This window comes from Sorangium sp. So ce302 (assembly GCF_051530145.1).
GTDB classification, from domain to species: Bacteria; Myxococcota_A; Polyangia; order Polyangiales; family Polyangiaceae; genus Sorangium; species Sorangium cellulosum_B.
Window position 1 is genome coordinate 1455872 of sequence record NZ_CP150326.1, and the last position, 25717, is coordinate 1481588.

Below are 25717 nucleotides of genomic sequence, written 5' to 3' on the forward strand. Positions count from 1 at the left end.
CAACGTCGCCGGGTATGGAGGGTCAGCGGCGCGCGCGAAGCAGAGCCTTCCATGAAGGAAAGCTACCATTCGGGGAGACGGTCCACAACGTTCGCCGCTCGCACGATGAAGCGAAGAAGGGCCGCAACCGAGCGCTCACCGGCTCGTGCGCGAGGAGCGACGGCTCGTCGGAACCAACACCCGGCTCGTCGGAAGTGCACGGCAGAGCCGCGCGCCAGATGGGAGAGCTGAGAACCCCAGCCAACCCATCACTCCCACTCGCTCAGACGGACGAACCATGACCCAACACACATTCCGCAGAGAGCGCGAGCCGTCCGGCGGCTCGCGTCCAGGCCGGCTCGTGACCCGCCCTTGGCATTGGGCCGCAGTCGTGCTGATGGCGACGAGCGCCTGTGGCACGAGCAGCGCGAGCAGAGAGGACCTCACGGGAGAGCAGCTCTTCAGCACGCCCTTCCCGCGCTCCAACGGCCGCTCGTGCGCCACCTGCCACGTACCGGAGGACAACTTCACGCTCACCCCCGACCACGTGGCGCGGCTGCTGGAGACGAACCCGGACGACCCGCTGTTCAACGCGATCGACGCCGACGACCCCACGGCCGAAAAGCTCACCTTCGAGCACCTGAAAAAGGGCCTCGTGCGCGTGTGGCTCACGTTGCCCGACAACGTGGACCTCATAGACGATGCGGGCGACGTGATCACCCCGAGCGATCGCAAGCTCTTCGTGTGGCGCGGAGTGCCCTCCATCGCTGACTCGGCGTTGACTGCGCCTTTTCAGCTGGATGGACGTATGAAAACGCTCGAAGATCAAGCCCAAGGAGCCATCACCGGGCACAGCGAAGGCGGCGAGGCTCCCCGGAGCGAGCTCGAGCGCATCGCCGCGTTCGAGCGCGACGTCTTCTCCTCGAGCCGGGCGCGCAGCGTCGCGGAGGTTCTCGCCGGCGGCGGTGACCCGGAGAGCGCGCCCGACGTGGAGGACGAGCTCGATCTCACTCCGACGGAGGAGCGGGGACGAGAGGTTTACACGGCCATATGCGCGGCGTGCCATGGGGGCGGCAACCAGGCGACCATCGTGGATCGGGATATCCACGATCTGGCGTTCCCGGTCATCAAACCCGACGGAACCGTGCTTTATGAAGTGCCAGCGACAGATCCCCCGACCCCGGTGCTCGCCGCTCAACCCAAGAACGAATTTCTTAATATTGGGTCGGCATACGAAACATTCATGGGTCAGCTGGACCCTGATTCGCATGTCTTTACAAGGGATGTGAGCTTTCCACGTTACCGGTATCGGTTCTACACGGACGATTCTCGAAGGGAGATAGCCGCGGACCTGCCTCCGGCTCCCCCGCCGGGCTTCGATGACGATCCGGGCGGCGATGGCGACCCCGCGGGCCTCAATGACGATCTGGACAGCGATGGCAACCCCGTCGCGGGGCCGAACTTCGGGCTACAACTTTTCTCCGCCGATCCGGGTCGCGCCATGATCACCGGGAGCCCCAACGACTTTGAGGCATTCGACGTACCGACATTGCGTGGAATAGGGAAAACTGCTCCCTACTTCCACGACAATGCCGCGGACACCCTGGAGAGGGTTGTTGACGTCTACAGCGACCACCTGCTCTCCAGATTCCCATCCCTCACCCTGCCTGGGGAGAAGGAGCCGGACGATGATGGGGATATCGGCCCTCCCGAAGCGTTGACCGCCGATCAGAAGAGCGACCTGGTGGCCTTTCTGAAGCGGCTGTGAGAGCCAGCCGACGCTCGCGGTGGACGATCTCGACCTCGCGGCCTTCATGTGCGTGAAGACGGTCGAGACGCTGACGCACACGGCGGTGGTGAACGACGGCGCCTACGTCGCCGGTCCGAGGATGAAGACGTTCCTCGACGAGACGACGCGTCTCGTGGCCGGCTAGCTCACGGGCACGTGATCCGGCGCGCGTCATCCAGGCGCGCTCGAAGCACGCGGATCAGGAGCGCCCGGAGGGCGGCGTGTGCCCGCGGCGCGTCTCGCCGTGGCGTGAAGGCGGCGCCCTTCGAGGCGCGCCGCCCGCGCGGTGAGCCCCTTATTCGCCGCGCTCCGTGCGCGCCGCCTCGTCGAGGAAGCGCTCCATGCGGCTCCGCATCTCCGACAGTTCGCTCCTGAGGTACGCGACGTCCGCCTCCCACGCGGGGCGGGGGGGCCCGAGCGCGTCTTCCTCGACGGAAGAGCGAATGAGCTTGGCGTAGCGGTCCACCTGCTCCTCGAGCCGCCCTTCGCGGAAAGGGCCGTCGAGCAGGCCCCGGACCGCGCTCCGGTAGCCCGCGAGGTCCTGGCGAAGGGCGCTGAACAGCACGTCGCAGCCGGGCACGCGCAGCTGCGCTCTGCCTTCGAGGACCGGGACGTCTTCGGGGCACGTCTCCGGCGTCTCCGTCCAGTGAGCCGCCCCGCCGAAGAAGCGCCAGCTGCCCAGGCTCAAGGTGTTGTCGAGATCCCACGGAACGATGCGGAACGTGCCCGACGAGGGCTCTTCGTAGACGAAGTAGTTGTGGTTTGCGGCGGAGCCGTCCGCGTCGACGTAGAAGGTGGTGATCCCGTCCCAGTTCAAGATGGCGTCGTCGACGGCCAGGTAGCGCTGGAGCTCCTCGACATCCATCCATGTCGACAGGGCGGCGAGGCGCTCCGCGCCCTCGGTGGACGCGAGGTCGTCCGCGAACGCGATGAAGCGCTCGTGCGTGGCCTCCTCTTCGTTCGTCTCGATCTTCTCGGCATAGTAAGCGGGGTCGGTCGAGACCGGCCAGGCTGCTTCGTAGAGGCTGCCGTCCGGATCCTCGGGAAACTGGTTTTCCGTGAAGCGGCCGTCGGCGTCCTCCACCATCGAGAAGAGGCCGAGCGGCTCGCCGTTCACGTGCAGCGTGGCCCACGCGCTCCTCGGGGCGGCCACGCCCATGTCCCTGTAGAGATCATAGGCGAGCCGCTCGTGGAGCTTCGTGGGGTCGCGGATCATGGAGTGAAAGTTCAGGCGCTTCTGCCGGAAGAAGCGCTGTCCGTCGACATACTCGTCGAATCTCACCTTCATGCTGAGCTTCGGGCAGGGGAGCTCTTGCTGCTCCTCGACGCACATCTCGAGGGTGCCGTAGCCGCCCTTGAAGCGCAGGCCCACGAGGCCCAGGCTGCTGCCCCTGTAGCAGGCCTCCGCCTCGACGTACGCCTCCTCGATCGGGTTGGCCTGGAGGTCCGCCCAGGTCTCGTCGCGAAGCCGGAAGTCGAAGCGCGGGACGTCGCTGGCCGCGTACAGCGCGCTCGGGTCGCCGTCGGCCACCGCGGCGTCCGGCGGATAACACGGCAGCGTCGCTCCCTGCCCGCCGTTCTCGATCTCTTCGCCCCCACAGCCCGCGCCTAGCGTGGAGAGCGCCAGCGCGAGCAAGAGGCAATACGTTCGTTTCATCAGCCGCTCCTTGCGGGCGGCGAGCCTAGTCGCGGCGTTCGCGCCTGTCGACGCTCGGCGTTCGCGCGTCGCGCCAGGACGGCTGTCGCTGAGCGCCTCGATCCGGCGGAAGCGCGTGCGCCGCAAGCTGCCTCGCTGTCTGCCCGAGCTGCCGGTCTTGCGTCTCCAGGGCGCGTGGCTTGCTCACCGAGCTCGGCGAGCCCACCGATGTTCAAGCGCGCTCACCCGACCGAGGGCCGCCGCTCAGCGCGCGTCGGTGAGGTCGAGGCCGCCCGGGAGGACGACGAAAAAGACGCTCTCCTCCTCGGCGTATCCGTCGTGGCTCTCGCCCGGCGCGGTCCAGAGGTAGTCGCCTGGCGAGAGCACCCGCTCGCCGATCCGAAGCCTCCCCGAGACGAGGTACGTCTCTTCGCCGCCGGGGTGGTCGTGGCGCCGCGCGTGCGCCCCCTTCTCCATGCGAACGAGCACCGTCAGCCCTTTGCCGCCGTCGTGGCGGCGCAGGAAGCTGAACTGGATGCCGGGCGCGACGGTCTCGAACGACTGATCTTGCTGCTGGTGGAAGGTCGTCGTGTTCATGAACCCACTATGATCGTCGCCTCGGTATGTGAGAAACTCATGTTTCGCATGACTTCATGAGAGCAGCTCATGTCCCAGATGCTCGAGATCCGCCACCTCCGCCTCGTCCGCGCCATCGCCGAAGAGGGCGGGCCCACGCGCGCCGCGGCGCGCCTTCACCTGACCCAGTCCGCCGTGAGCCATCAGCTCGCCGAGCTCGAAGGCCGCCTCGGGGTCGTCCTGTTCACGCGCGTCCGGCGCCGGCTCAAGCTCACCCCGGCCGGCGCGCGGCTGCTCGACGCCGCGCGCACGATGCTCGTCGATCTGGCGCGTATCGAGCGGGACCTGCAGTACGCCGGATCGCGCAGGCACGAGGTCTTCCGCATCGCCGTCGAGTGCTTCACCACGTACTACTGGCTCCCGCCGGTCCTCTCGGCGCTCGCGAAGGACCATCCGCATGTCGACGTGCGCATCGTGCTCGAGGCGCGGCGCGAGCCCGTCGCCGCGCTCCTCCGCGGCGAGATCGAGCTCGCCATCGTGAGCTCGCCGGTGCGCGATCGCGCGCTCGTCGTCGAGCCGCTCTTCGACGACGAGTGGACGGTTATCGTCTCACCGTCGCATCCGCTCGCCGCGCGTCCGTACGTCACCGCGATCGAGCTCGGTCACGAGAAGCTCCTCACCGTCGACGCCCCGCGGAGCGACGTCGAGCGCCTTCGCGAGCTCATCGCCAGCGAGCGCGCGCCGATGCCGCTCGCCGCGCGCGTGCCGCTCACCGACGCGCTCGTGGATCTGGTCAAGGCCGGTCTCGGCGTCGGGCTCGTCTCCCGCTGGGCCGTCGCGCCGAACATCGCGCGCGGCGAGGTCGCCGCGCGCCGCCTCACCCGCGACGGCCTCCCGGAGCAGTGGGCGGCCGTCTACAGGCGCGACGCGGCTGCGCGCTTTCCGCTCGCGCGCTTCGTCGAGCTCCTTCGCGCGCCGTCGTCCCTCATCACCCCTTCACGCGCGCGCCAGCGACGGTCCCGTTGACGATGGCCTGTCGAGGACGCCCCGATGTCGGACGTCCTCGTAGGCCCAGCGGCCCAGCGCCTCCCGGAACCAGCAACCAGCCCGGGGAACGCGGCGTCACGAGATGAGAGGAGTGGAGGCATAGAGGATACGGAGGGGCGAGCAAAGAAACTCCGTGTCCTCTGTGGCTCTGGAGCTCGATTTGCCGGCTCTTCATGGGAACTCGGGCCGAATGACTTGGGTAAGCTGAGCTGAGGACAGAACGAGGCATCGCGACGCGAGCGGTCCCGCTACTTCGGTTCGCCGTGCCACACTTCCTGGTATCCTGCCCGGATGAACGAGGACGAAGAGCTTCGCGAGTCCGAGAACCTCGAGGAGATCGTCCGCGCGGCGGCGGGCGACGCGGCGGTGCGCGTGACCGACGGAGAGAGCGTCGACGACGTGCGCGATTACGGCCGGGTCCTCGACGCGCTCGACGCGATCTCGGGCGGCGTGCTCGGTGTCACCACGCGCCGCTCCACCGAGCCTCCTCGTCGATGTCGCAGACGATGGAGAACTCATTGCCGGGCTCCGGGACCGAGCGCTCCGTGTCGTTCGTCTCTCCGAATGCGACATGCCCGTGCGCAGACGCCTCGGTGGTCACCCAGCCGGCGCTGGTCGTCTGCGGGTCGAGCTCACCGCTGTTGCAGCGCGCGATATGCTGGTTGATGGTCTCCAGCGTCGGTCCGTGCGAGCCGAGGTCGTAGTCCTCGCCCGTCGCGCAGACCTCCCACGCGCCGTCGCCGGTGAAGACGGGAGCGGCCCCCTCGCGGAAGAACTGGCCGATCACGCCCTGTGTCGTGGACTTGTCGGCGTACGTGATGATGTAGAGATAATGCCCGGCGTTCGCGGACGCCGCCGGCACGGTGTACGACTCCGGCCCGTTGCCGATGGGACAGGAGAAGATCTTCCCGGCGAGGGTGTTCTCGATGCCCCCGAAATAGCTCAGGAGCCCGTCGCCGGTCCCGTAGCCGAAGCCGTACGCATTGTCGGCCGTGATGATCACGCTCACCGCGGTCGAGAGCCCGGTCCCTCCGCCGACGCCGGCGATCTCACCGAGACCGTTCTCGTCCTCCCCGCCCGCGCCCCCGTTGCGGCTTGATCCGCCTCAGCCCTTGTTCCCCGCTCGCCGCTCGAACCGCAGCCTGAGCACCTCGTCCTCGAGCTCGTTCGCGATCGCCATCGCCCGCCGCCGCGCCTCTGCGCCCTCGTCGCCGCCCACGATCCGCGCCAGCATGTTCAGCGCCATCGCGCGCATCCGCATGTGCCCGCCGTCCCCCGCGTGCCGGCACGCCTCGCGCGCGAGCGCGGCGCCTTCCTCGGGGAAACCCTGCTTCCACCGCGCATACGCCAGCCCGTTCGCCCGCCGCGACCGCGCGAAGGCCGGACCGTCCTCCGGGATGCGCCGGTAAAGCGCCTCCGCGGCCGCCGGATCCGGCTGCTTGCCGCCCCAGGAGCGGTTCCGCTCGAAGGCGCGTTGATCGATCCACCGGGCGAACAGGCAGGCTCGGTCGCAGGCGGGCATCGGCAGCTCGAAGAGCGGCTCGATCTCGTCGAGCAGACCGGGCACGCGCGCGACGTCATCACGGCTCGCCACGAAGGCCTCTGTGAGCAGGGCCTCCACCCGCGCCTCGGGCGGGGCCTTTCCGAGCAGCGGCCGGATGCGGGCGAGGTGCGTCTTTCCGGCCTCGCGGTCGTCGCCGCGCAGCACGCAGGTGGCGTGGGCGAGGGCGAGGAAGACGTGGGAGGTCGGATCCTCGCTCACCGGCGGTCGATCCCAGAGGCGCAAGAGGTCCTGGGCGAGGGGCAGGGGCAGGTCGGTGAACCGCGAGTGATAGGCGCCCATCCAGCGGGCGCGCTCGGTGAGCGCGTCCGGCAAGCCGAAGGCCGCGAGCGCGCGCGCCCCCCACGTCCCGCCGTCCCGCTGGCCGCGCGTCCGCAGCCGGCGCAGGGCGCGCTCGATCGAGTACACGTCGTCCTCGTAGCCACGCAGGGAGGAGAGCCGCTCGGCGACCGCGGTCAAGGAGCCGTGCTGCGCGACGAGCCAGGCGACGTAGTCCTCCCAGGAAAAGCCCGCGGGAGCGGCCTGTCCGGTTTCGTGTCCGGGCATTTTCTTCGCGCGGATCCTATCAAGGTTCAGCAGAAGAGAGGAGGACGGACATGGGAAAGGAACCTGCGTTTTTCCTGGTGATCGATCTGGAGGCGACGTGCGACGAGGAGGGCCGCATCCCCGAGCGCATCATGGAGATCATCGAGATCGGCGCGGTCCTCGTGGACGGCGCGACGCTCGAGCCCGTGAGCGAGCTCGCCACCTTCGTGCGCCCGGTCATCCGGCCGAAGCTCACGGCGTTCTGCACGAAGCTCACCACGATCACGCAAGCAGACGTCGACGCCGCGCCCACGTTCCCCGAAGCCGTCGCGGCGCTCGGGCGCTTCGTCGGCCAGCGGGAGGCGCTCTTCTGCTCGTGGGGCGATTACGACCGCAAGCAGTTCGAGATCGACGCGGCCCGCTGGGGCGTGCCCTTGCCGCTGCAGGGGCACATGAACCTCAAGAAGCGCTTCTCCGCGGCGCTCGGGGTGACCCAGCGCTACGGCATGGCGAGCGCGCTCGAGCGGCTAGGACTCCCGCTCCACGGGACACACCACCGCGGGATCGACGACGCGCGCAACATCGCGCGTATCCTGCCTCACGCGATTGGCCGCGTGCCGATCCCCGAGGCAGGGCCCGCGGGGTGAGCGCCTCGCCTCAACCCTCGCGCGCCACGCGGATCGCCTCCGCGAGGCCGGCGGAGGTGAGCTCGGGGTCCTTCAGGAGCGTCGCCGCCCAGGTCGCGAGCTCGCCGGTCGTCCGGAAGACGTTCGGCGCCCGCCCCGTGTGCAGCAGCATCATGATGGAGCGGACCGAGGCGGCGATGAACCCCTCCGACTCGACGAGCGTGGCCGTGCCCCTGAGGTTCCGGGAAGGGGAGCTCGCCGCCCGCCGCATCGCGGCCCGGCTCTCCTCGTCCGGCGGTAGGGTGCTCTGAAGGGGGAGGACGACGACGAAGACCGCGCCGCCCGGCTGGCCCGCCGACCAGCGAGCGAAGAGCTCTCGCGAGCGATCGATCCCGACCGCGGTGGCCTCGCCCCGCCAGATCAGCAGCATGAGCCGCCGCCACACCGCCACCACGTACCCGTCCGTGCGCTCGAGTAGCTCGGCCGTCATCGGAGGAGGACGGACCGTTATCATTGTGGCGTATTGTCCTTCCGCCGGGGGGATGGTCGTCAAGCCCATGCCGATGATTCGGCGCTCACCGGACCCGGCGGACGCGGCTACGCCAGGAGCCCGTCCCTGTCTAGCTGCTCGAGGGCCGCCTGTCGCGCCGCTCGGCCGCGGTCCCGCTCAGCGCCGCGCGCAGCGGGAAGCGCGTGGCCGGGCCCACCATTCTGGTCGGGCGCCCTGGTGAGCCGGCTTTGGTGTGCGGCGTACCAGCGGCGGCGGTCCTCCGGCGCCGCGCCGGGGGCGAGCAGCCGCCCACGGTTGGAGCCGCTTCCACGCTGGCCCGGGTTCGACGAGCTCGAAGACGTGCTGATATCGTGTTGCGCGCGCCGCTGGTCATCCCCTGTAAGCAGGAAGATCCGGTATTGGGGTGGCAGTGCGGGTGCAGCGCAGCGGACCATCAAGTTCGCCCCACGGCAGCGGCAGCGCGTGGTAGCCCAGCTTGCGGTTGGGCGCCGGCACATAGGCCTCGAAGCGATAGGCCCAGCCCCACAGCAGCTCGAAGCGGCGGCGGTCCCACACGACCGGATCGAAAGGCGCCAAGAGGCGCACCGACTCATCCGGCGCATGGCGGCGCGGCGCGGCGCGCGCGGCCGGCCGGCCGGCCGGCTGGCCGGGCCGTCGTCGGGCGGGTCTCCCTCGGCGGTGGGCGCGGTGGACGATGAACGTGTGCGATGAACGGTGCGCGATGAACGGTATGTGATGAACGGTGCGCGATGAGCTGCGCCCGGCGCCTGACACCCACCCGCACGCGAGCCCGCATGCGAGCCCGCATACGAGCCCGCATACGAGCCCGCATACGAGAACGAGACCAAGAGCCACATAAAAAGCTCACGCGGCAAAAAATGGATCTAGACAGGCGAAGCGAAGACTCGTTATTTTGAAAAATGGTCCCGTGCGCATTCTGCATCAAATCTCGTCAGACACTCCCGCGTACCTGATCGGATCGTGTTCGTCCCTCGGCCTCCTCGAAGGGTCGGCGAGGGCTGCTGATCCGGCTGAGCGTCGTGGCGTGCCGCCGCCGCACGCGCCGCGCGGGGCACGCCGCAACCCGCGGACCGCGACCTGCGCACTCGCCATCGATATCGATGCGACATCGATGCGACAGACCACGCTCGTCTCTGCGTTCCTCCCCACAGATCGCGGGAAGACGCGGGAAGACGCGGGAAGATGCGGGAAGATGCGGGAAGATGCGGGAAGAAGCGAGACGCCCAAAAACGTCGCCGAACGACCCAAAATTGTCACTGCGCAACTCGATGTATTTTTCTGGTCTGTCTTCAAAAAGATCTGGACACCTTCGTAGTCGAGTTGCTATCTTGAACACTGTCACCTTGCGCATCCGCCCTCTGATCGAAGCCAGAGCGCCCGCGTACTTGATCTGATCCTGATCAGCCCGCGGGGGCTCATTCCGACCGGAGCCCGCGAAACCGACCTCGCCTGACCCGTGTGTCATGGTGCCTGCTATTCGGATGACGCTCCAGCAATGGTTCACCCGTGAGGACCTCGAGGAGCTACCAATGAAGCAGATCGCAATCGCATCTTCTGCCGCGCTCGCCACGCTGTTCATCACCGCCACCAGCCTCGCCAACACGACCGCTCCGTCTCCCACGTGCACCGTGATCAAGCGGGGTGTCCTGGGCGACATCTACAACGCGGAGATCTGGAGCCTCGCCCCGAGCTACCACGTCCCGTCCCCGTTCGAGGTCAACACCGGGTACTCCAGCTCGGTCGGAGAGAAGCGCGCCCTGTTCCGCTTCGATCTCAGCCCCATCCCCGCCGGCTCTCTCGTCACGTCGGCCAAGTTCTACGCCCTGACGTACACGAGCACCGCGAAGACCGTGTACGTCCACCAGGTGCTCGCTCCCTGGAGCGAGCCGCTCGTCACGTGGAACAACTTCGGCGGCATGGACCCCGCCGCGTTCACCTCGTTCGTGCCCAACGTCACCGGGTGGACCACCGTCGACCTCACCGGGATGGTGCAGCAGTGGGTGAGCGGGACGGCGCCGAGCTACGGGATCCTCCTCGAGGAGGGCGCCAGCGGGAAGACGTCGTACAAGGGCAGCGCCCACACCGACATGGGTTACCGGCCTCTCCTCGAGGTCTGTTACACGGTGCCGAAGGGCTCGATCGGCGACAAGGTGTGGTTCGACGCGAACGCGGACGGCATCGAGGACGCCTCCGAGCTCGGTATCTCCGGCGTCGTCGTCGACCTCTTCGGCGACGCGAACTGCGACGGCGTCGCCGACGGCGCCCTGCTCCAGACGGCGGTGACCGGCGCGAACGGCATCTACCGCTTCACCGAGCTCGAGGCGGGCTGTTACGTCGTCGACGTCGACGACGCGACGCTCCCGCTCGGCCATATCCTGACCAGCGACGACGAGCCGCTCGGCGTGTCCCTCGACGTGGGTGAGAACGTGGCCAACGCCGACTTCGGCTACGTGACGTACTCGTCGATCGGCGACACGGTCTGGCTCGACAGCGACGCCGACGGGCTCTACGAGCCGGAGACCGGCGAGCTCGGCGTCAACGGCGTCCGTGTCGAGCTGTTCCAGGGGACCCAGCTGATCGACTTCACCATCACCGGCACGAGCCCCTACACCGGCCAGCCCGGCTTCTACCTCTTCGACACGCTCCCGGCGGGCACCTACTCGGTGGTCGTCACGCCCGACAACTTCATGACGAGCGGTCCGCTCGCTGGACAGGAGCCGACGGCCGACCCCGACGGCGGGCTCGACAACGTGGGCGTTGTCTCGCTCGGCTGGGCACAGGACCTGCTCGACGCGGACTTCGGCTACCAGCTCTCCTGCGGCAACGGCGTCTGCGGCGGCGACGAGAGCTGTTCCACCTGCGCCGTCGACTGCGGCGTCTGCCCGCCCCAGTGCGGCAACGGCACCTGCGAGGCCGGCGAGGACTGCGGGAGCTGCAGTTCCGACTGCGACGTCTGCCCGCCCGCCTGCGGCGACGGCACCTGCAACGGCAGCGAGAGCTGCGGCACCTGCGCGGCCGACTGCGGCACCTGCCCGCCGGTCTGCGGTAACGGCACCTGCGAGGCCGGCGAGGACTGCGGCAGCTGCTCGGACGACTGCGGCGCCTGCCCCGCGGTCTGCGGCAACAACGTCTGCGAGAACGGCGAGGACTGCTCGACCTGCACCGGCGACTGCGGCGCTTGCCCCGCGGTCCCCGGCAACGGCGTGTGCGAGGCCGGCGAGAACTGCTTCGAGGTCCCGAGCGACTGCGGCATCTGCCCGCCGGTCTGCGGCAGCGGCGTCTGCGAGGCCGGTGAGACCTGCTCGAGCTGCGCGGCCGACTGCGGCGAGTGCCCGCCGGTATGCGGCGATGGCGTCTGCAAGGCCGGCTCCGAGGACTGCTCGAGCTGCGCGACCGACTGCGGCGTCTGCCAGTGCGCCTCCCCCGGCACCGGCACCCCCGGCTACTGGAAGAACCACGAGAGCGCCTGGAAGGTCTCGCAGCTGACCATCGGCGGCAAGACCTATACGAAGTCCCAGCTCCTCGACATCATCAGCCGTCCGACCAAGGGTGACGTCACGTACACCATCGCGAAGCACCTCATCGTCGCCAAGCTCAACGTCGGTATCGGCAACCAGTCGAGCTGCATCGAGGACACCATCGCCGCGGCCGACGCCTGGCTCAAGAGTTACCCGCTCGGCAGCAACGTGAAGGAGGGAGGCAAGAACTCGCCCTGGGCGACCGGCGAGCCGCTCGCCACGAAGCTCGACAACTACAACAACGGCCTCCTCTGCGCGCCGCACCGTGATTGACCGATGATCGGCCGATAACCGGTGATCGGCCAGCAAGCCGAGAGCTCCCCCGAGGCCAGCGCCCGCCCCGAGCGAACCTCCTCAAGCGCGACCTGCGCTGGCCCCTCCCCCTCTCCTCGGCCGCTTCCCCTCCTGCGCCGCTCCCTCCCCGAGTTCCTCCTCACCGAACGTCCTGGTCCGCGATCGGCAGCCTCATCGCTCGATCGCTCCGCAACCAGCAGCCCATGCGAGGCGTGCCTCTTCCTCCTTGATGCCCTTCATCGAGGAGGAGGCGACCCTGAGGTCGAGTGCTTCAGGAGATGGTGGCCGTCGACGGCCGCGCCGCTCACTTTTCCAGGTTGCGCTTGGAGAAGGTGTCGTCGCTGATGGCCTCGTTCACCTTCACCTTCTTGCGCGTGAGCGTGGTGGTGAGGTTCTTTGTGTGGTCCACCATCTTGAGGGTGCCGGGGGTGCAGACGTCGCCGTCGCAGGAGTAGCCGGTGCGGGTCTCGGTCTTCACCAGCTTGCCCTCGGTCTTGTAATACTTGATCTCGCTGGGGACGTTCTTGTCCTTCGTGATCGTCATCTCGATCTTGGCGTAGGAGGTCGCCTGGCCGCTCCTGGGCGTGAGCGTGAGCTTGACCTCCTTGTCGCCGGAGGAGCTGACGGCCGGCGTGTAGCTGCCGTACTTCTGGGTGGCCAGGTCTCCCTGGCTGAAGGCCATGCCGAAGGCGCTCTGATCGCTCGTGTGGCTGGCGATGCGGCGTACTTTGCCGAAGGACGGCAGATAGACGTACATCTCGGTAGGGGAGAGGATGAGGACCTTGGTGCCTTTGAGGTCGGCGGGAGCTGTGAACTCGGCGAGGCGCTTCTCGCCCTTCATCCACACGTTCAGGCCGACGGTCTTGTCGGGTCTGCCGCTCTCCGTCGTCTTGGCCTCGTATTCGAAGTAGAGCGTCTTGGCCTTGTTCATGGCCGCTTCGGTCGCTGCCAGCGCCTTGTCGGCGGCGTCGTCGGCCAGCGCCGCGGGGGCGTGCGAGAGACCGAGCGCGACCGTGGTGGCGAGGATGGAAACGAAGCGCGAAAACCTCATCGGGACCTCGGAGAGCTGGGGGGGCCCGCCGCTTGCCGGGGCGGAGCCGCCGTCGCGGCTTCACCTGCATGAGCGTGGGGGATAGGCATGATAGGAACATGGCGTCCGCGAGGTCAATCCTGCGCACGGCGGCCCGCGCCCCCCGGTGGTGCCGCGAGCCACCACCGGACATGGAGGCGCGTCCCTCCATCCCGCGTTCCTCGCGCCGCGCCCGTCCCAGGATCTCCGCTGAATTAGCCGCCCCCGCGCGACCCGCTCGTGTCGTGGGCCCTGGTACGCCTCATGCCAGTGTCCGCCTGCTCTCCGCACGTAGGAAGCCTCCCGCGAGGCTCGCTGCAACGACGCTGCAACGACCAAGGAGATACGATGCTGCCCACGAACACGACCCGCAAGACCCGCTCCCTCGTCATGTCCCTCACGATGGCTGCCGGCCTCGCCATCACCGCGTTCTCGTCCCCTGCGGCGGCCGGGCCGCTGCCGACGCTGTCCGGATGGGGCGTGCGCGGCCATGCCAGCTTCATGGGCTCGGTGAGCCAGCAGGCCGACGGCTCGCTCAGGGGGCATTTCACGATCATCATCCACAATCCCGGCGAAGCCCCCGTCACCTGCCGCTACCTGCGCTTCCGTCCCCATACCGTGAGCGGCGGAAGCTGGAGCTTCGATGGCCATGGCACGTGCTGGACCTCGGGCGGCGCGTTCGCTGCGGCGAACCGCTTCACCTTCTCTGACCTGGGCAGCCCAGGCGCGGGCGTCGACGCCGTCGACGTGAACTACTACGGCGCGGTCGGCGTCTCGATCCCCGGCGGCTTCTTCGATGACGGCGATATCGTCTACACGCCTTGAGGAGGCAGCTCACCCCGCCGTCGCTTCGAGCTCGCCGAGGATGAAGACCGCCGCGACCGCCGGCTCGAAGAGCTCGGCGCGCACGACGCGGTACTGCGGGTCGGCGAAGAACCGCTCCTTCGCCGCGCGGTCGGGGAACAGCAGGGTGAAGACGCGGTTGATCCGCTCATCCCCCTTCAGCACGCGCGCCACGACGAAATCGTGGCCGAACGCGCCGCCATGGGACAACAGGATCGGCATCATGCTGGCGCGGTAGCGGGCGTAGGACGCCTCATCCGCCAGCTGGAGCCCCACCAGGAGCACGTGCTGCCGGCCCTCAGCGCCCATGGGAGTAGCCTCCATCCACGTCGAGCGTCGTGCCTGTCACGAAGCCGGCCCTGGCCAGGAACAGCGCCGCTTCCGTCGTGTCCCGCACCTCGCCGACGCGCTGCAGCGGGTGGATCGAGGCCAGCGAATCGGCGCCTTCGCCGATGAGCGGCGTGCGGATGATGCCGGGCGCCAGCGTGTTCACGCGGATGTTGTGGGCGGCGAGCTCGGCGGCCAGCGAGACGGTGAGCGCGTGGACGCCGCCTTTGCTGGCCATGGCGGCCGAGGCCGGCATCCGCGCCATGGCCTGCTGGACGAGCACCGTGCCGATATTGATGATCGAGCCCCCGCCGCCCTCGATCATCAGCGGCACCGCCGCCTGCGTCATCAGGAACGTCCCCTTCACGTTGGTGGTGAAGAACCGCTCCAGGTCCTCCTCCGTGCTCTCGAGGAACGGCTTCACGCCGAAGATCCCGGCGTTGTTGATCAGCACGTCGACGCCGCCGAAGCGCTCGCGCGCGGCCGCGGCGACGGCCCGCGCCGTGGCCCGATCCCCCACGTGGCCCGGCACGGCGACGACGCGCGCCCCGCCGTCGAGGCTCCGCCGCGCCTGCTCGAGCTTCTCCGGGTCGCGGCCGTTCATGACGACGCTCGATCCCTCGGCCAGGAAGCTCCTGGCGAGGTCGAGGCCGATACCGCTGCTGGCGCCTGTGATGATGACGCGATCGATCCTGGTGGACATGGAGTGTCGTTCCTTTCGCGTCGACAACCTACGGCCGCCCCTCGAACCAAGAAAGTGGTATGTTTCTATCAACACCATAACCCGAGGTTCTGATCCTGCGGGCCCCGCCATGACCTACGATCAGCTCGTCGCCTTCCTCGCCGTCGCGGGCGAGGGCTCGTTCAGCGCCGCCTCCGCGCGGCTGCACAAGTCCCAGCCGGCCGTGAGCAAGCTGGTGCGCAACCTCGAGCGAGAGCTGGGGATCGAGCTGTTCGATCGCCGGGAGTACCGCGCCACGCTCACCGACGCCGGCCGCCTGTTCCACGAGCGCGCCGCGGCCGTCATCGAGGGCACCGAGGCGCTGCGCAGCTTCGGCATGCGCCTCTCGGGGAAGGCGGAGCCGATCGTGCGGCTCGCCGTCGACGCGGTGACGCCGCTAGGCCCCATCATGGACATCTTCCGGGGGCTCCTGGCGCGTTATCCCCTGGTGCGCATCGAGCTCGGCACCGAGCGGCTGGCGGGCACCGCCGACGCGCTGCGCGAGGACCGCGCCGATCTCGCGGTCGCCACGAAGCTCGGGATCGACGGCTCAGCGGTGGAGACGGCGCGCTTCTGCGACGTGCGGGTGATCCCGGTGGCGCGCTTCGATCACCCCGTGGCCACCTCCGGCGCGCCGATCCCGCCGGCGCTGCTGCGGGCGCACGCGCAGATCGTCCTGCGCGACAGCGCGAGGGGGAGCACCTCGCCGTCCCTGAACGTGCTGGAGGGCGGCCTGCGCTGGACGGTCACCGACGTCGCGGCGAAGAAGGACGTCATCCTCGCGGGCATGGGCTGGGGCGGGCTGCCCGAGCACGTGGCCGCCGGCGCGCTGGCGGCGGGCGAGCTCGTGGCGCTGCAGGTCCCCGAGTTCGTGGCCGACATCATGGAGCTGTTCGTGATCCGCCGCCGCGATCGCCCGCACGGCGTCGTCGCGCAGGCGCTCTGGGAGGCGCTCGGGCGCTGCGACCGCGGCGCCGGGGCGCCCGCGGCGGCCGGGAAGGCCCCGCGCCGCCGGAGGAGGGGTTGAGGGCCGCGCCGGCCGGACCTCCGGCGGCGGAGCGCGCTCGCCAGGCCGGTCGACGTCATGCCCGTGAGCGCCGGCCGACCGGCGCGCTGCTGCTGGGTCACGCCTCTCCACGGCAGATCGCTCGGAGGATCTCGCGCGTGTGTCCGCGCAGCCATGCGTGCGCCTTGTCGCCCTCGCAGCGCTGGTGCCACAGCTGAACGATCCTGAGCTCCGGCGCGTCGAGCGGCAGCGGGCGGGTGCTGAGGCCCAGCGCCCGCACGATGGGACCGCAGACGCGCGCCGGCAGCGCGACGACGAGATCGCTCTCGTGGGCGAAATGGATGGCCGCCGCGCACGTGGGAGCCGCCGCGACGACGCGCCGCCGCAGCCCCAGGGCCTCGAGCGCCTCGTCGATCGGATCGCGCAGGCGGCCACGGCGTGAGACGATGACGTGGAGCGCCTCGGCGTAGCGCCTGGCGGTGAGCCGGCCGCGCGCGAGCGGGTGGGCCCGGCGGAGGGCGACGACGACGCGATCTTCGCCGACCAGCTCCCCGCGGATCTCGGGGAGCGCGGGCTCCGTCGAGCCGATCTCGAGATCCACGCGCCCGTGGCGCAGGTCGTCCGTGTCTCCCGCGGGCTCGGCCAGGAGCCGGACCTTCGCGAGAGGCGCCTGCTCCTGCACCGCTCGCAAGAGCCGCGTGCCGAGCGCCGTCGTCAGGGCGTCGTGGCAGCGGACGGTGAAGGTCCGCTCGAGCCTCGCCAGGTCGAGCTCCCGCTCGGGCGCGAACACCGCGTGCGCTCGCTGGACGATGGCCTGGACCTCCTGTCGCAAGGCCAGCGCGCGGGGCGTGAGCGCCATCGTCCGGCCGGCGCGCACCAGGATCGGGTCCCCCGTGGCGTCCCGGATGCGCCCCAGCGTTCGGCTCATCGCGGGCTGGGACAGGCGCAAGCGGGCCGCCGCGGCGCTGACGCTCCTCTCCTCGAGCAACGCGTCCAGCGCCGGCAACAGGTTCAGGTCCACATGCATGGCGGTAATTCTTCCTCATATCAACTATGCATTGGACGGTATGAGTCGTCCAGGGTTTATTCCTCCGCGCGGTGGTTCAGCGGTTCACGAGCACGCGCGAGGCGCTCGTCCGAGGAGGATTCATGTCGATTCATTCCGATCATTCCGAGCAGATGAACAACGATGTGATGTGGCGAGACCGGAGCCCGGGCCGCGCGGAGGACGAGCCCCTGCTGCCCGCGGTCGTCGCGGCGCTCTCCGCGGCGGGCGAGCGGCTCGTCGGTCGCTTCTCGACAGAGCCGCGCCCGAGGAGCCGAGAGGACATCTTCGCCGCGCTCGGCGCCAACGATGCGGTCTCCCTCGAGGCGCTCCGCGAGCCCTTGTCGCGCGCTCGCCCGGAGGCCCGGTGGGTCGAGGACGAGCTCGAGTGCGGGCCCCTCCCGCCGGGGGAGTGGTGGGTCACCGACACCGTCGAGGGGAACATCAACCATGTTCACGGGATGGCGGACTGGTGCGTCACGGCGACCCTCGTCCGCGACAACGAGCCGGTCCTGACGGCGGTGCACCTGCCCCTGACCGGCGACACGTACACCGCCCGGAAGGGCGCCGGCGCGTACCTCGGGACCAGGAGGATCCGAGCGTCGGCGAAGACGGCGCTCGGCGCTGCCTTCGTCGGGACCGGCCAGGCGAAGCCGGGTGAGGACGACGAGACGTACCGGCGGATTGGCATGTCCGTCACCGCGATGCTCGGAAGCGCGCTCGTCCTGCGCGTCTCGGTCCCGGCCACCCTCCAGCTCGTTCAGGTCGCGGCCGGCCGGATGGACGTCTTCTGGCAGTACAGCCAGATCCGCTCCGGGCTCGTCGCGGGGGCGCTGCTCGTCGCGGAGGCCGGGGGCACGGTCACGGACACACGCGGGGAGCGCTGGACCCTCGCCAGCGAGGACTTCCTGGCTGCAGCGCCCGGGCTCCACGCCGGCGCGGCCTTCGTCCTGTCGACCGTCCGATGAGAGGAGGAGGCTGAACATGGATCGACTCATGGGAAACATTGGAATCCTCGGTTCGGGCCGTGTCGCCACGGTCCTCGCCAACAAGCTCGCGGGCGCCGGGCACGCCGTCACGATCGGCGCCAGGGACCCGGCGCAAGCGGCGCTGAAATGGTCGGGAGCGCGCGTCGAGCTCAGGGATCACGCGGAGACCGCGCGCCTGGCCGCGATCGTCATCAACGCCACCCCCGGGGACACGAGCGTGGAGCGGCTCGGCGCCCTGCGCGACGCGCTGAAGGGAAAGATCCTTGTCGACATCTCCAACGCGACGCTGCGCGGCCGCGACGGCCTCCCCGGCAGCCTGCTTTACCCGAACGGCAGCGTCGCCGAGCGCCTGCAGGCTGCGCTGCCCGAGACGGCCGTGGTCAAGACGCTGAACACCATGCTGTTCACCGTCATGGCCGATCCCACGAGCCTGCGCGCCGCCCCGACCGCGTTCCTCTCCGGCAACGACGAGGGCGCGAAGGCGGTCGTCGGGCGGTTGCTCGGTGATCTGGGCTGGCCGGCCGACTGGATCGAAGATCTCGGAGACATCGAGACCGCGCGCGGCCCCGAGGCGGTCGCCTTGCTCGTCCCCTCCGTGCTGCGAAGGCGAGGGCTCGCGCCCTTCGCCGTCGCGCTCGCCCGGTAGACGCGACGGCGCGCATCGCGGATCTGGAGCCCAATCCATCTCCGTGACCGGGGCTTTGCGAAAGTACCCATCCGGTCCTGCGCGAACGCCCATCGCGAGAAAATTGCAGCCAGCGAGAAGCGCCTTGTTCGTGTGATTTTCGCTGCTGAACGGAACGAACGGAACGTGTGCGCGCCGGGAGGCAACACGTCCTGAAAAATCAAATCATGTCGCCGTCACTGGAATCACGGGGCCGCCGGGACGATCCCGACGGCTCCTGTGCGGTCGAAGGGGAGGGATCCGCTCTCAATTTCCTGGCGATTGAAGAGCGCTTGTTGTCTAATCGCGGGACTTCAGCGCTCCCAGCGCTGGTGAGGAGCGACAACGATGTCCAGACCCTCGCGTCACCAGCCTGCGCGTCGTCGCGGAGGCGCTCGGTGGGCCGCGCCGATCGCGCTGGTCCTCGCCGGCGGCTGTACGGGATCCGTGGGTGAGCCGGGCGCCGGCTCCGGCTCGAGCTCCGGCTCCGGCAAACCTGGTACCGATGATCCGATCGGTGTTTGCCAGGACGACACGGTGTACCCCGGGCGAGCGCCGCTCCGGCGGTTGACGCGCTTCGAATACAACAACACGGTTCGCGACCTCCTGGGGGACACGACGGAGCCCGCCTTCTCGCTGCCGAGCGAGGATATCGGGAACGGCTTCGGCAACGACGCGGACACGCTGTCTGTCTCGAGCCTGCTCGCCGAGCAGCTGGGCACCATCGCGGAGGGCATCGCCCAGCGCGCGACAGCGACGCCGGAGGCGCTCGCGAGGCTCGCTCCCTGCGCGGGCGACGTGACGGCGGCGAGCGAGGAAGCGTGCGCGCGCACGATCGTCGAGGACCTCGCGGCGCGCGCCTATCGCCGGCCGCTCCAGGCCGGCGAGGCGGACGAGCTCCTCGCGCTGTACAGCGTCGGGCGAGAGGACGCGACGTTCGCCGCCGGCATCGCGATGGTGATCGAGGCGGTGCTCCAGTCGCCCGATTTCCTCTACCGCGTCGAGTGGGGCGCGCCCGATCCCGCGCGCCCGGCGCTCCGCCGGCCGACGGGCGACGAGATGGCGACGCGGCTCTCGTACCTGTTCTGGGGCACGATGCCCGACGAGCAGCTGCGCTCGGCCGCGCGGGCGGGGGAGCTCGCGACGAAGGAAGGCGTGCGCTCGCACGCCGAGCGCATGCTCGACGACCCTCGGGCCCGACCCGTCGTGCGGTTCTTCTTCGACAGCCTGCTCCCCATCAGCAGCCTCGCGGATCTCGAGCGGGACGCGGAGGCCTTCCCGAAGTTCTCTCGCACCATCGGCTCGCTGATGCGTGAGGAGACGCAGCGGTTCCTCGAGCAGGAGATCTTCGAGGAGGCCGGCACCTGGCCGTCCATCTTGACCGCCCCGTACACGTACATGAACGGCCCGCTCGCGGCGTTCTACGGCGTCTCCGGCGTGACGGGCGACGCGTTCCAGCGCGTGGAGCTCGATACGACCCAGCGCCTCGGGCTCCTCACCCAGGCGGGGGTGATGGCCGGGACGACGCACTCGAACATGACGAACCCCGTGGTCCGCGGCTCCTTCGTGGTCCAGAAGCTGATGTGCCACGTGATCCCGCTCCCCACGGGCGACATCCTGGAGAAGGTGAAGCCGCCGGACCCGTACACCGGCAAGACGGCGCGGGAGCGCTTCAGTCAGCACAGCGAGGACAAGGTCTGCGCGACGTGCCACCAGTTCATGGATCCGGTCGGCTTCTCGTTCGAGAACTACGACGCCGTCGGGCTGTTCCGCACGACCGAGAACGACGTCGCGATCGACGCGAGCGGCTCGGTGCCGGGCACGGAGGGGACGGTGAGCGGGCCGATCGAGCTGGTGCGCAAGCTCGCCGAGACCGAGGACGTGCAGAGCTGCTTCGCGACGCACTGGATCGAATACGCCTACGGCCTCACCCTGCGCGCCGAGGACAAGTGCACCCGAGAGGCCGTCACGGCCGCCTTCAAGACGTCCGGATACAACGTGAAACAGCTCCTCATCGAGCTCACGCAGACGGACGCCTTCCACACCATGGCTCCCCGGGAGGAGTGACGGCTATGTCGACGTTTCGCTCGACGTTTCGCTCGACGTTTCGCTCGACGTTTCGCTTGAACCGGCGTGCCTTGCTGCGAGGTGCTGGCGGCATCGCCATCGCGCTCCCGTGGCTGGAGATCATGGGCACCGAGCCCACGGCGCGCGCGCAAGCCGCCCCCGCGAAGCGCTTCCTCGCCGTCTACACGCCCGGCGGGACCGTGATGGACCGCTGGCGGCCGACGGGCTCCGAGACGAGCTTCACGCTGAGCCCCATCCTGGCGCCGCTCGCGCCGGTGCAGAGCCGGCTGCTCGTCGTCGACGGCCTCGACATGAAGAGCGGGCTCGGCGAGCAGCACCAGGCCGGGATCATCGCCTGGCTCACGGGCACGCCGCAGGACGGCGCCGCGGGCCGCGCCTACGGGAGCGGGCCGTCGATCGATCAGGTGATCGCCTCCCGGATCTCCGGGGGACAAAAGGCGAAGGCGAGCCTCGAGATCGCGGTGCGCTGGGCGACGGGAAAATCGCACGGCCTGCTGTCTCCGATGAACATCGCGAATTTCGAGAACGACGCGCCCTACAGCCCGATCCCGCCGCGCATCGATCCGGTGGAGATCTTCACCGATCTCTTCGGCACGCTGAACCCCGGCGCCGACGACGACGCCGCCCGGCGCCTCGCGCGGAAGCAATCGATCCTCGACTTCCTCGACCGGCGCTACTCTGCCCTGTCCTCGCGGCTCGGCGCGGCTGACAGGCAGAAGATCGATCAGCACCTGACGAAGATCCGCGAGATCGAGCAGAGCCTCAGCAAGGCGCCGATCGCGGCGGGCGCCTGCCAGGCGCCGGCGAAGGTCGACACGTCCGACTACAACCCGCGCACGGGGCGCAACTCCGCTGACAACGGCTCGATCAAGGACACGTCGACCGACGCGGCGATCCCCAAGGTCGGCAAGCTCATGACGGACATGCTGGTGATGGCGCTCGCCTGCGACATCACCGCGGTCGGCACCCTTCAGTGGAGCGACACCGAGGCGAAGCACACCTTCCCCTGGCTGAACCTGAGCGAGCACCACCATTACTACCAGCACGACGGCGGCTTCAGGGCGGCGGAGTGCGAGCTCATCTGCAACTGGTATTCGAAGCAACACCTCTATCTCCTGCAGGAGATGGAGAAGGTCGACATGGGCGGACACTCGCTGCTCGACGAGAGCGTCGTCTTCTTCGGCTCCGAGATCTCGGATCCGCCGAGCCACAAGAAGACGAACATGCCGTTCCTCCTGGCCGGCGGCGGCGGAGGCCTGCGTACGGGGCGCTGGCTCCGGTACAAGAACCTCCCGCACAACAACCTGCTCGTGTCGATCTTGAACCTGTTCGGCGACACCCGGACCACGTTCGGCACCCCGGAGCATTGCACCGGGCCGCTCACGAACCTGACGTCATAGCGCCACTCCTGGCGCCGCGGCGTCGCGCGACGAGGGCGATGCCGAACAGGGCGACCGTGAGCCCGAGGTACGCTGACCTGCTGCCGGCGCCGTGAAAGCTGCATTGTGCGTCGTCGCCGGTGTCGTCGGTCCCATCCATTCTGCTGCTGCCGGCGGCAGCGCTGGAGGTGCCGCCGCCCGCGCCGTTCCCTGCTCGGCCGCCCGCGCCCGGCTCCGTACCGCCGCTCCCGCCCGCGCCCGGCTCCGCACCGCCGCTGCCGCCCGCGGCCGGCTCCGCACCGCCATTTCCGCCCGCGCCCGGCCCCACAGTGCCGCCTCCGTCCGTACCGAGCCCTGCGCCGCCGCTTCCACCCGCGCCGCCGCCTGCGGCCAGCCCGGGTGAGGGCTCCCAGCTGAGCAGCCGCGAGACGACGCGCCGCGTGCGCGCAGCAGGGCCGAGCTTGTCATAGCTCAGGAGGAACCGGCCATCCTCGCCGCGGGCCAGCATCGGCGCATTGCACGCGTCATCCACGAGCAGCGCCTCCATGCCCGGCGTTCCATCGGGGGCCACGGCGCGGATCCGGAGCCGGTGCGTCTCCGCCTCTTCCCACACCACCTGGTAGCTCGCGCCGTCCCAGGCCACGGCCGCCGCATGACCAGCGCTCGTCGGCGAGATCAGGAACGCTTCGCTCCGCCAGCCGCCCGTGCCGTAGATTCGACCGTGCACCGGCCCATCACCGCCCTCTGGCCAGCCATCGGCGGACTCCGTCCAGACAACGAGCGTGTCCGTGCCGTCCGTCGCCCCGGCGATGGCGGCCGATGCGCTCGACAGCAGGAAGCCCTCCCCGACGTCTCCCGTGCGGCTCACGGGGACGAGATGCAGGCCGGCCTTCGAGTAGGCCACCAGGTAGTCCTGCCCGGCGCGGAGCGGCATCGCGTGCGACTCCGCCCCGACCGAGGGCACGATGGGGAACACCGGGCCAGCGCTCCCCGAAGCGCCGAGCAGGCGGCCCGACGCTGTATACACGAAGGGCTCCTCCGCGGTCCTCTCCACGAAGGTCACCAGATAACCGTCGCCGTTGCCCGCGACCGACGGCGTCGCCGACAGGTGGAGCGACGAGACGGCGACGCTCTCCCCGAGCGCGCCGTCGCCCGACACCCGCCGCAGGTGATCCCCGCCGGCGCCGAGCGCGCTCCAGGTGAGCACCGACGCGCCGCCGCCGTTCGAGGCCAGATCGATCGCGAAGGCGCTGCTCGCGAGCTCGATCCCGACCGGATCGACGACCTCGCCGGCCGCGCTCACGCGCACCGCGCGCGCGGTCGTCCGCTCCCCTTCCGGGTCCGGCTCGTCGGTCCAGGCGACGAGGTAGCTCTCGCCGGTCCAGGCCACGCGCGGGGCGCCCTGCCTGTTCGGCAGGGGGCTGAGCCCGAGTCGGCCCGCGGCCAGCGCGAGATCCGGGCCGATCAGGCTGCCCTCGATGCCCTGGCCGTGGAACGCGAGCAGGAAGTGCGAACCGTTCCACACGAGCGCGTTCCGATCCGAATCCCGGACGGAGCGAGGCGACCCGTCCGCGAGCCTCACGTCGTCGGTCCCCTGCACGACGCCCTCGGCCGAGACGCGGGCCCCGTACATCGCGCGACCGTCCCGCTCGTCGGCCCAGGCCACGAGGTAGCTGCTGCCGTCGAACGCCGCGGCGGGGGCCCCGGCGCCCGGGCTCGGCCGCGAGATCGGGAAGTCCCTTGCCGCGATCGTGCCGTCTGCGCGCAGCACCGCGCCCCGGATCGTGCTCGTGGGATCGTCCCGTACCCACGTGGCCAGGAAGCTCGTCGCGCCGGACGCGAGCGCGGCCAGCCGCGCGTTGCCCGGGTCCTCCGAGATCTGAACGCCAAAGGCGTCGAGCGCTGTCCCATCGCTGGCCACCCGCGCCGCACGGATGGCCCGCGCGCCGCCGCCGGCGACGTCCTCGTCCCAGGCCACGACGGAGACGTCCGCCCCGGCGCCGACCGCCGGCCGCGACGCGCGGCCGCTCGTGGACAGGGCGCGCTCGGCGCCGGGAACGGCGCTGCCGCTCGGGTCGACGAGCGTCGCGCGGACGTCGTCGGCCCCATCGTCGGCGAGGCTGAGCCAGGCGGTCACGAAGCGCTCCCCGTTCCACTCGACCGAGGGATACACGCCCTCGGCCGACGTCGAGATCGCGAAGCTCGCCGGCCCTTCGAGCGTGCCGTCGGGTCGCATCACGCGGCCGCGGATGGTGATCCGGGCGTCGTCGCCGTACTGGCTCCAGGTGACGAGGTAGCGGCCTCCGCCGTACGCCACGCTGGGCAGGTACTGACCGGCGGACTCCTCGCCCAGATCCAGCCAGTCGAGATCGAGCACGTCCCCGCGCGCGCCGACGCGGACCGCGCGGATGCGCGACAGATCCTCGAAGACGACGACGTAGCTCGTCCCGTCGGTCGCGATCTCCGGATCGAACCCTACGTCTTGCTGGACGGGCACGGGCGGCTCCGTCCCGATCTCCGGGCCCACCTCCGGATCGAGCAGCGCCGGATAGCCGCTCTCCTCGACGACCGAGGCGGGCACGCGCAGCTCGATGTGGCCGTCCGCCCAGCGGGCGGGCACCGGAACGCGGCGGCCCGACGCGTCGATCCACGTGCCGTGGCCGTACACGAACCGCTGCCCCGGCGCGGCGCCGAGGACGAGGCCGCGGGCGTCGCTCGCGACCGAGGGCGCGGCGTCCGCGGCGCCGAGCCGGGCGCTCACGCGCACGACGAGATCGCCGCGCCCCCCGGGCCGCTCGGGGAACCGGAACGCCTGCTCGGCGTTCGCCTCGTGGTTCTTCCACAGCTCGCTGCAGGTCTCGAACGCGCGCTCCGCGCCGCCGTCCGCCGCCATGCGCACGCGGCCCTCGCCGTTCACGCACTCGTGGCCGGCGCGGGCGATCGAACGCGTCGTCAGCGTGAGCGCGCTCCCTGGCTGGAGCTCGCCGGGCGCGCCCTCGAGGAGAGGCCCGCGGAGCGCGCGGCGGCGCGCCGTCAGCTCGGCGGCGGAGCGCGCCCCGGCGAGCGCCTGGAGCTGCCTCGCTCGCCCCCTGCGTGCCGCCCTCGCCGAGGGCTTCGCGCGGATCCGCGCCGCGCCGCCCTCGACGTCGATCCGGTGGGCGGCGCCCTCGGCGGAGAGCCCTTGTCGCGTGGATCGAAAGCTCGCCCGCGCCCTGCTCACGATCCGCCCGAGCTCGACCGGCGCGGCGCCGCTCGGCCGGAGCGCGCGCTCCGCGGGGCGCTCGGCAGGACCAGTCCCCGCCGCCTGCGGTCCAGGCGCGCTGCACGCCGAGGCGCACCCCGCCATCAACAGCAACAATGCTCGACTCGAAGCCAGCGTCACGACGCACCTCCTGACGGCCTTGCAGCCGACGCGCACCACGCCGTTCTCTGATGGATGAGCCAGCGGGACGGTAACAGCGTGTGTGCGTTCACGTCGATCGCGGACCACGACGAGGTCATGC

General features: G+C 70.0%; 22 protein-coding genes and 1 pseudogene. 12 read left to right on the forward strand and 11 right to left on the reverse strand.

The features are described from left to right. Window positions 1-277: 277 nt before the first annotated feature. On the forward strand, window positions 278-1747 hold the full coding sequence (locus tag WME73_RS05535) for a cytochrome c peroxidase (protein ID WP_437914987.1): 1470 nt from the start codon (window positions 278-280) through the stop codon (window positions 1745-1747). Between the two features lie 19 nt (window positions 1748-1766). Further along, entirely contained in the window at window positions 1767-1913 is a 147-nt protein-coding gene (locus WME73_RS05540) for a hypothetical protein (protein WP_437744472.1), read from the forward strand. A 150-nt stretch (window positions 1914-2063) separates the two neighbouring features. Here WME73_RS05540 and WME73_RS05545 read toward each other — a convergent pair whose 3' ends face one another. After that, window positions 2064-3425 carry a CotH kinase family protein gene (locus WME73_RS05545; protein ID WP_437914988.1) on the reverse strand — a complete coding sequence of 454 codons (1362 nt, stop codon included), beginning with the start codon at window positions 3423-3425 and terminating at the stop codon, window positions 2064-2066. 243 nt (window positions 3426-3668) lie between these two features. Continuing rightward, the gene (locus WME73_RS05550) at window positions 3669-4001 is read right to left on the reverse strand and encodes a cupin domain-containing protein (RefSeq protein ID WP_437744474.1); all 333 of its coding nucleotides are present in this window, start codon (window positions 3999-4001) and stop codon (window positions 3669-3671) included. A gap of 69 nt (window positions 4002-4070) precedes the next feature. Here WME73_RS05550 and WME73_RS05555 point away from each other — a divergent pair, with 69 nt between their 5' ends. Next, entirely contained in the window at window positions 4071-5006 is a 936-nt protein-coding gene (locus WME73_RS05555; protein WP_437914989.1) for a LysR family transcriptional regulator, read from the forward strand. A 481-nt stretch (window positions 5007-5487) separates the two neighbouring features. Here the strand turns inward: WME73_RS05555 and WME73_RS05560 are convergent, their stop codons facing one another. Together WME73_RS05560 and WME73_RS05565 are read right to left on the reverse strand one after the other, a co-directional pair. Further along, window positions 5488-6036: a hypothetical protein gene (locus tag WME73_RS05560; RefSeq protein WP_437914990.1), complete on the reverse strand. Its 549-nt coding sequence runs from the start codon at window positions 6034-6036 to the stop codon at window positions 5488-5490. 96 nt (window positions 6037-6132) lie between these two features. After that, entirely contained in the window at window positions 6133-7134 is a 1002-nt protein-coding gene (locus WME73_RS05565) for a hypothetical protein (RefSeq protein WP_437867257.1), read from the reverse strand. Between the two features lie 50 nt (window positions 7135-7184). Between WME73_RS05565 and WME73_RS05570 the strand changes: the two genes are divergently transcribed. Next, on the forward strand, window positions 7185-7760 hold the full coding sequence (locus WME73_RS05570) for an exonuclease domain-containing protein (protein WP_437744478.1): 576 nt from the start codon (window positions 7185-7187) through the stop codon (window positions 7758-7760). A 10-nt stretch (window positions 7761-7770) separates the two neighbouring features. Here the strand turns inward: WME73_RS05570 and WME73_RS05575 are convergent, their stop codons facing one another. Together WME73_RS05575 and WME73_RS05580 are read right to left on the reverse strand one after the other, a co-directional pair. Next, a complete protein-coding gene (locus WME73_RS05575; protein ID WP_437914991.1) occupies window positions 7771-8229 on the reverse strand; it encodes a hypothetical protein in 459 nt (152 codons plus the stop codon). Between the two features lie 465 nt (window positions 8230-8694). Beyond that, window positions 8695-8865: pseudogene (locus tag WME73_RS05580) on the reverse strand (DNA glycosylase AlkZ-like family protein); the annotation flags it as partial. Window positions 8866-9178: 313 nt separating this feature from the next. On the opposite strand from WME73_RS05580, the gene WME73_RS05585 reads away from it, so the two are divergent. Then, window positions 9179-9586, forward strand: coding sequence for a hypothetical protein (locus WME73_RS05585; RefSeq protein ID WP_437914992.1), 408 nt, complete (start codon window positions 9179-9181; stop codon window positions 9584-9586). Between the two features lie 214 nt (window positions 9587-9800). Continuing rightward, window positions 9801-12062: an SdrD B-like domain-containing protein gene (locus tag WME73_RS05590; RefSeq protein WP_437914993.1), complete on the forward strand. Its 2262-nt coding sequence runs from the start codon at window positions 9801-9803 to the stop codon at window positions 12060-12062. A 325-nt stretch (window positions 12063-12387) separates the two neighbouring features. On the opposite strand, the gene WME73_RS05595 is transcribed toward WME73_RS05590, so the two are convergent. Then, complete coding sequence (locus tag WME73_RS05595) at window positions 12388-13134, reverse strand: outer membrane lipoprotein-sorting protein (RefSeq protein ID WP_437914994.1); 747 nt, start codon at window positions 13132-13134, stop codon at window positions 12388-12390. 366 nt (window positions 13135-13500) lie between these two features. Here WME73_RS05595 and WME73_RS05600 point away from each other — a divergent pair, with 366 nt between their 5' ends. Further along, window positions 13501-13977, forward strand: coding sequence for a hypothetical protein (locus WME73_RS05600; protein WP_437914995.1), 477 nt, complete (start codon window positions 13501-13503; stop codon window positions 13975-13977). Window positions 13978-13986: 9 nt separating this feature from the next. On the opposite strand, the gene WME73_RS05605 is transcribed toward WME73_RS05600, so the two are convergent. Continuing rightward, complete coding sequence (locus WME73_RS05605; protein ID WP_437914996.1) at window positions 13987-14304, reverse strand: DUF1330 domain-containing protein; 318 nt, start codon at window positions 14302-14304, stop codon at window positions 13987-13989. Further along, a complete protein-coding gene (locus tag WME73_RS05610; RefSeq protein ID WP_437298067.1) occupies window positions 14294-15025 on the reverse strand; it encodes an SDR family NAD(P)-dependent oxidoreductase in 732 nt (243 codons plus the stop codon). Before WME73_RS05610 ends, WME73_RS05605 begins: the two co-directional genes overlap by 11 nt. A gap of 109 nt (window positions 15026-15134) precedes the next feature. Between WME73_RS05610 and WME73_RS05615 the strand changes: the two genes are divergently transcribed. Next, window positions 15135-16070 (forward strand): LysR family transcriptional regulator, encoded by a 936-nt coding sequence (locus tag WME73_RS05615; RefSeq protein WP_437914997.1) that lies wholly within the window; start codon window positions 15135-15137, stop codon window positions 16068-16070. 97 nt (window positions 16071-16167) lie between these two features. Here the strand turns inward: WME73_RS05615 and WME73_RS05620 are convergent, their stop codons facing one another. Then, window positions 16168-17076 carry a LysR family transcriptional regulator gene (locus tag WME73_RS05620; RefSeq protein WP_437744485.1) on the reverse strand — a complete coding sequence of 303 codons (909 nt, stop codon included), beginning with the start codon at window positions 17074-17076 and terminating at the stop codon, window positions 16168-16170. A 167-nt stretch (window positions 17077-17243) separates the two neighbouring features. Here WME73_RS05620 and WME73_RS05625 point away from each other — a divergent pair, with 167 nt between their 5' ends. The 4 genes from WME73_RS05625 to WME73_RS05640 all read left to right on the forward strand — a co-directional run bounded on the left by WME73_RS05625 (window position 17244) and on the right by WME73_RS05640 (window position 22235). Then, window positions 17244-18062, forward strand: coding sequence for an inositol monophosphatase family protein (locus tag WME73_RS05625; protein ID WP_437917354.1), 819 nt, complete (start codon window positions 17244-17246; stop codon window positions 18060-18062). A gap of 28 nt (window positions 18063-18090) precedes the next feature. Further along, the gene (locus tag WME73_RS05630; RefSeq protein WP_437744486.1) at window positions 18091-18729 is read left to right on the forward strand and encodes an NADPH-dependent F420 reductase; all 639 of its coding nucleotides are present in this window, start codon (window positions 18091-18093) and stop codon (window positions 18727-18729) included. A 366-nt stretch (window positions 18730-19095) separates the two neighbouring features. Beyond that, entirely contained in the window at window positions 19096-20814 is a 1719-nt protein-coding gene (locus tag WME73_RS05635; protein WP_437914998.1) for a DUF1592 domain-containing protein, read from the forward strand. A 71-nt stretch (window positions 20815-20885) separates the two neighbouring features. Continuing rightward, a complete protein-coding gene (locus WME73_RS05640; RefSeq protein ID WP_437917355.1) occupies window positions 20886-22235 on the forward strand; it encodes a DUF1552 domain-containing protein in 1350 nt (449 codons plus the stop codon). Here the strand turns inward: WME73_RS05640 and WME73_RS05645 are convergent. Continuing rightward, the gene (locus tag WME73_RS05645) at window positions 22216-25596 is read right to left on the reverse strand and encodes a hypothetical protein (protein ID WP_437914999.1); all 3381 of its coding nucleotides are present in this window, start codon (window positions 25594-25596) and stop codon (window positions 22216-22218) included. The two genes, WME73_RS05640 and WME73_RS05645, sit on opposite strands and share 20 nt — an antisense overlap. Window positions 25597-25717: the final 121 nt, after the last annotated feature.

What these genes read in the sequence shown, in the direction of transcription:
- WME73_RS05535 (WP_437914987.1), top strand. Translation starts at nt 278, where the DNA reads ATGACCCAACACACATTCCGCAGAGAGCGCGAGCCGTCCGGCGGCTCG.
- WME73_RS05545 (WP_437914988.1), bottom strand. Translation starts at nt 3,425, where the DNA reads ATGAAACGAACGTATTGCCTCTTGCTCGCGCTGGCGCTCTCCACGCTA.
- WME73_RS05550 (WP_437744474.1), bottom strand. Translation starts at nt 4,001, where the DNA reads ATGAACACGACGACCTTCCACCAGCAGCAAGATCAGTCGTTCGAGACC.
- WME73_RS05555 (WP_437914989.1), top strand. Translation starts at nt 4,071, where the DNA reads ATGTCCCAGATGCTCGAGATCCGCCACCTCCGCCTCGTCCGCGCCATC.
- WME73_RS05565 (WP_437867257.1), bottom strand. Translation starts at nt 7,134, where the DNA reads ATGCCCGGACACGAAACCGGACAGGCCGCTCCCGCGGGCTTTTCCTGG.
- WME73_RS05570 (WP_437744478.1), top strand. Translation starts at nt 7,185, where the DNA reads ATGGGAAAGGAACCTGCGTTTTTCCTGGTGATCGATCTGGAGGCGACG.
- WME73_RS05575 (WP_437914991.1), bottom strand. Translation starts at nt 8,229, where the DNA reads ATGACGGCCGAGCTACTCGAGCGCACGGACGGGTACGTGGTGGCGGTG.
- WME73_RS05590 (WP_437914993.1), top strand. Translation starts at nt 9,801, where the DNA reads ATGAAGCAGATCGCAATCGCATCTTCTGCCGCGCTCGCCACGCTGTTC.
- WME73_RS05595 (WP_437914994.1), bottom strand. Translation starts at nt 13,134, where the DNA reads ATGAGGTTTTCGCGCTTCGTTTCCATCCTCGCCACCACGGTCGCGCTC.
- WME73_RS05600 (WP_437914995.1), top strand. Translation starts at nt 13,501, where the DNA reads ATGCTGCCCACGAACACGACCCGCAAGACCCGCTCCCTCGTCATGTCC.
- WME73_RS05605 (WP_437914996.1), bottom strand. Translation starts at nt 14,304, where the DNA reads ATGGGCGCTGAGGGCCGGCAGCACGTGCTCCTGGTGGGGCTCCAGCTG.
- WME73_RS05610 (WP_437298067.1), bottom strand. Translation starts at nt 15,025, where the DNA reads ATGTCCACCAGGATCGATCGCGTCATCATCACAGGCGCCAGCAGCGGT.
- WME73_RS05615 (WP_437914997.1), top strand. Translation starts at nt 15,135, where the DNA reads ATGACCTACGATCAGCTCGTCGCCTTCCTCGCCGTCGCGGGCGAGGGC.
- WME73_RS05620 (WP_437744485.1), bottom strand. Translation starts at nt 17,076, where the DNA reads ATGCATGTGGACCTGAACCTGTTGCCGGCGCTGGACGCGTTGCTCGAG.
- WME73_RS05625 (WP_437917354.1), top strand. Translation starts at nt 17,244, where the DNA reads ATGTGGCGAGACCGGAGCCCGGGCCGCGCGGAGGACGAGCCCCTGCTG.
- WME73_RS05630 (WP_437744486.1), top strand. Translation starts at nt 18,091, where the DNA reads ATGGGAAACATTGGAATCCTCGGTTCGGGCCGTGTCGCCACGGTCCTC.
- WME73_RS05635 (WP_437914998.1), top strand. Translation starts at nt 19,096, where the DNA reads ATGTCCAGACCCTCGCGTCACCAGCCTGCGCGTCGTCGCGGAGGCGCT.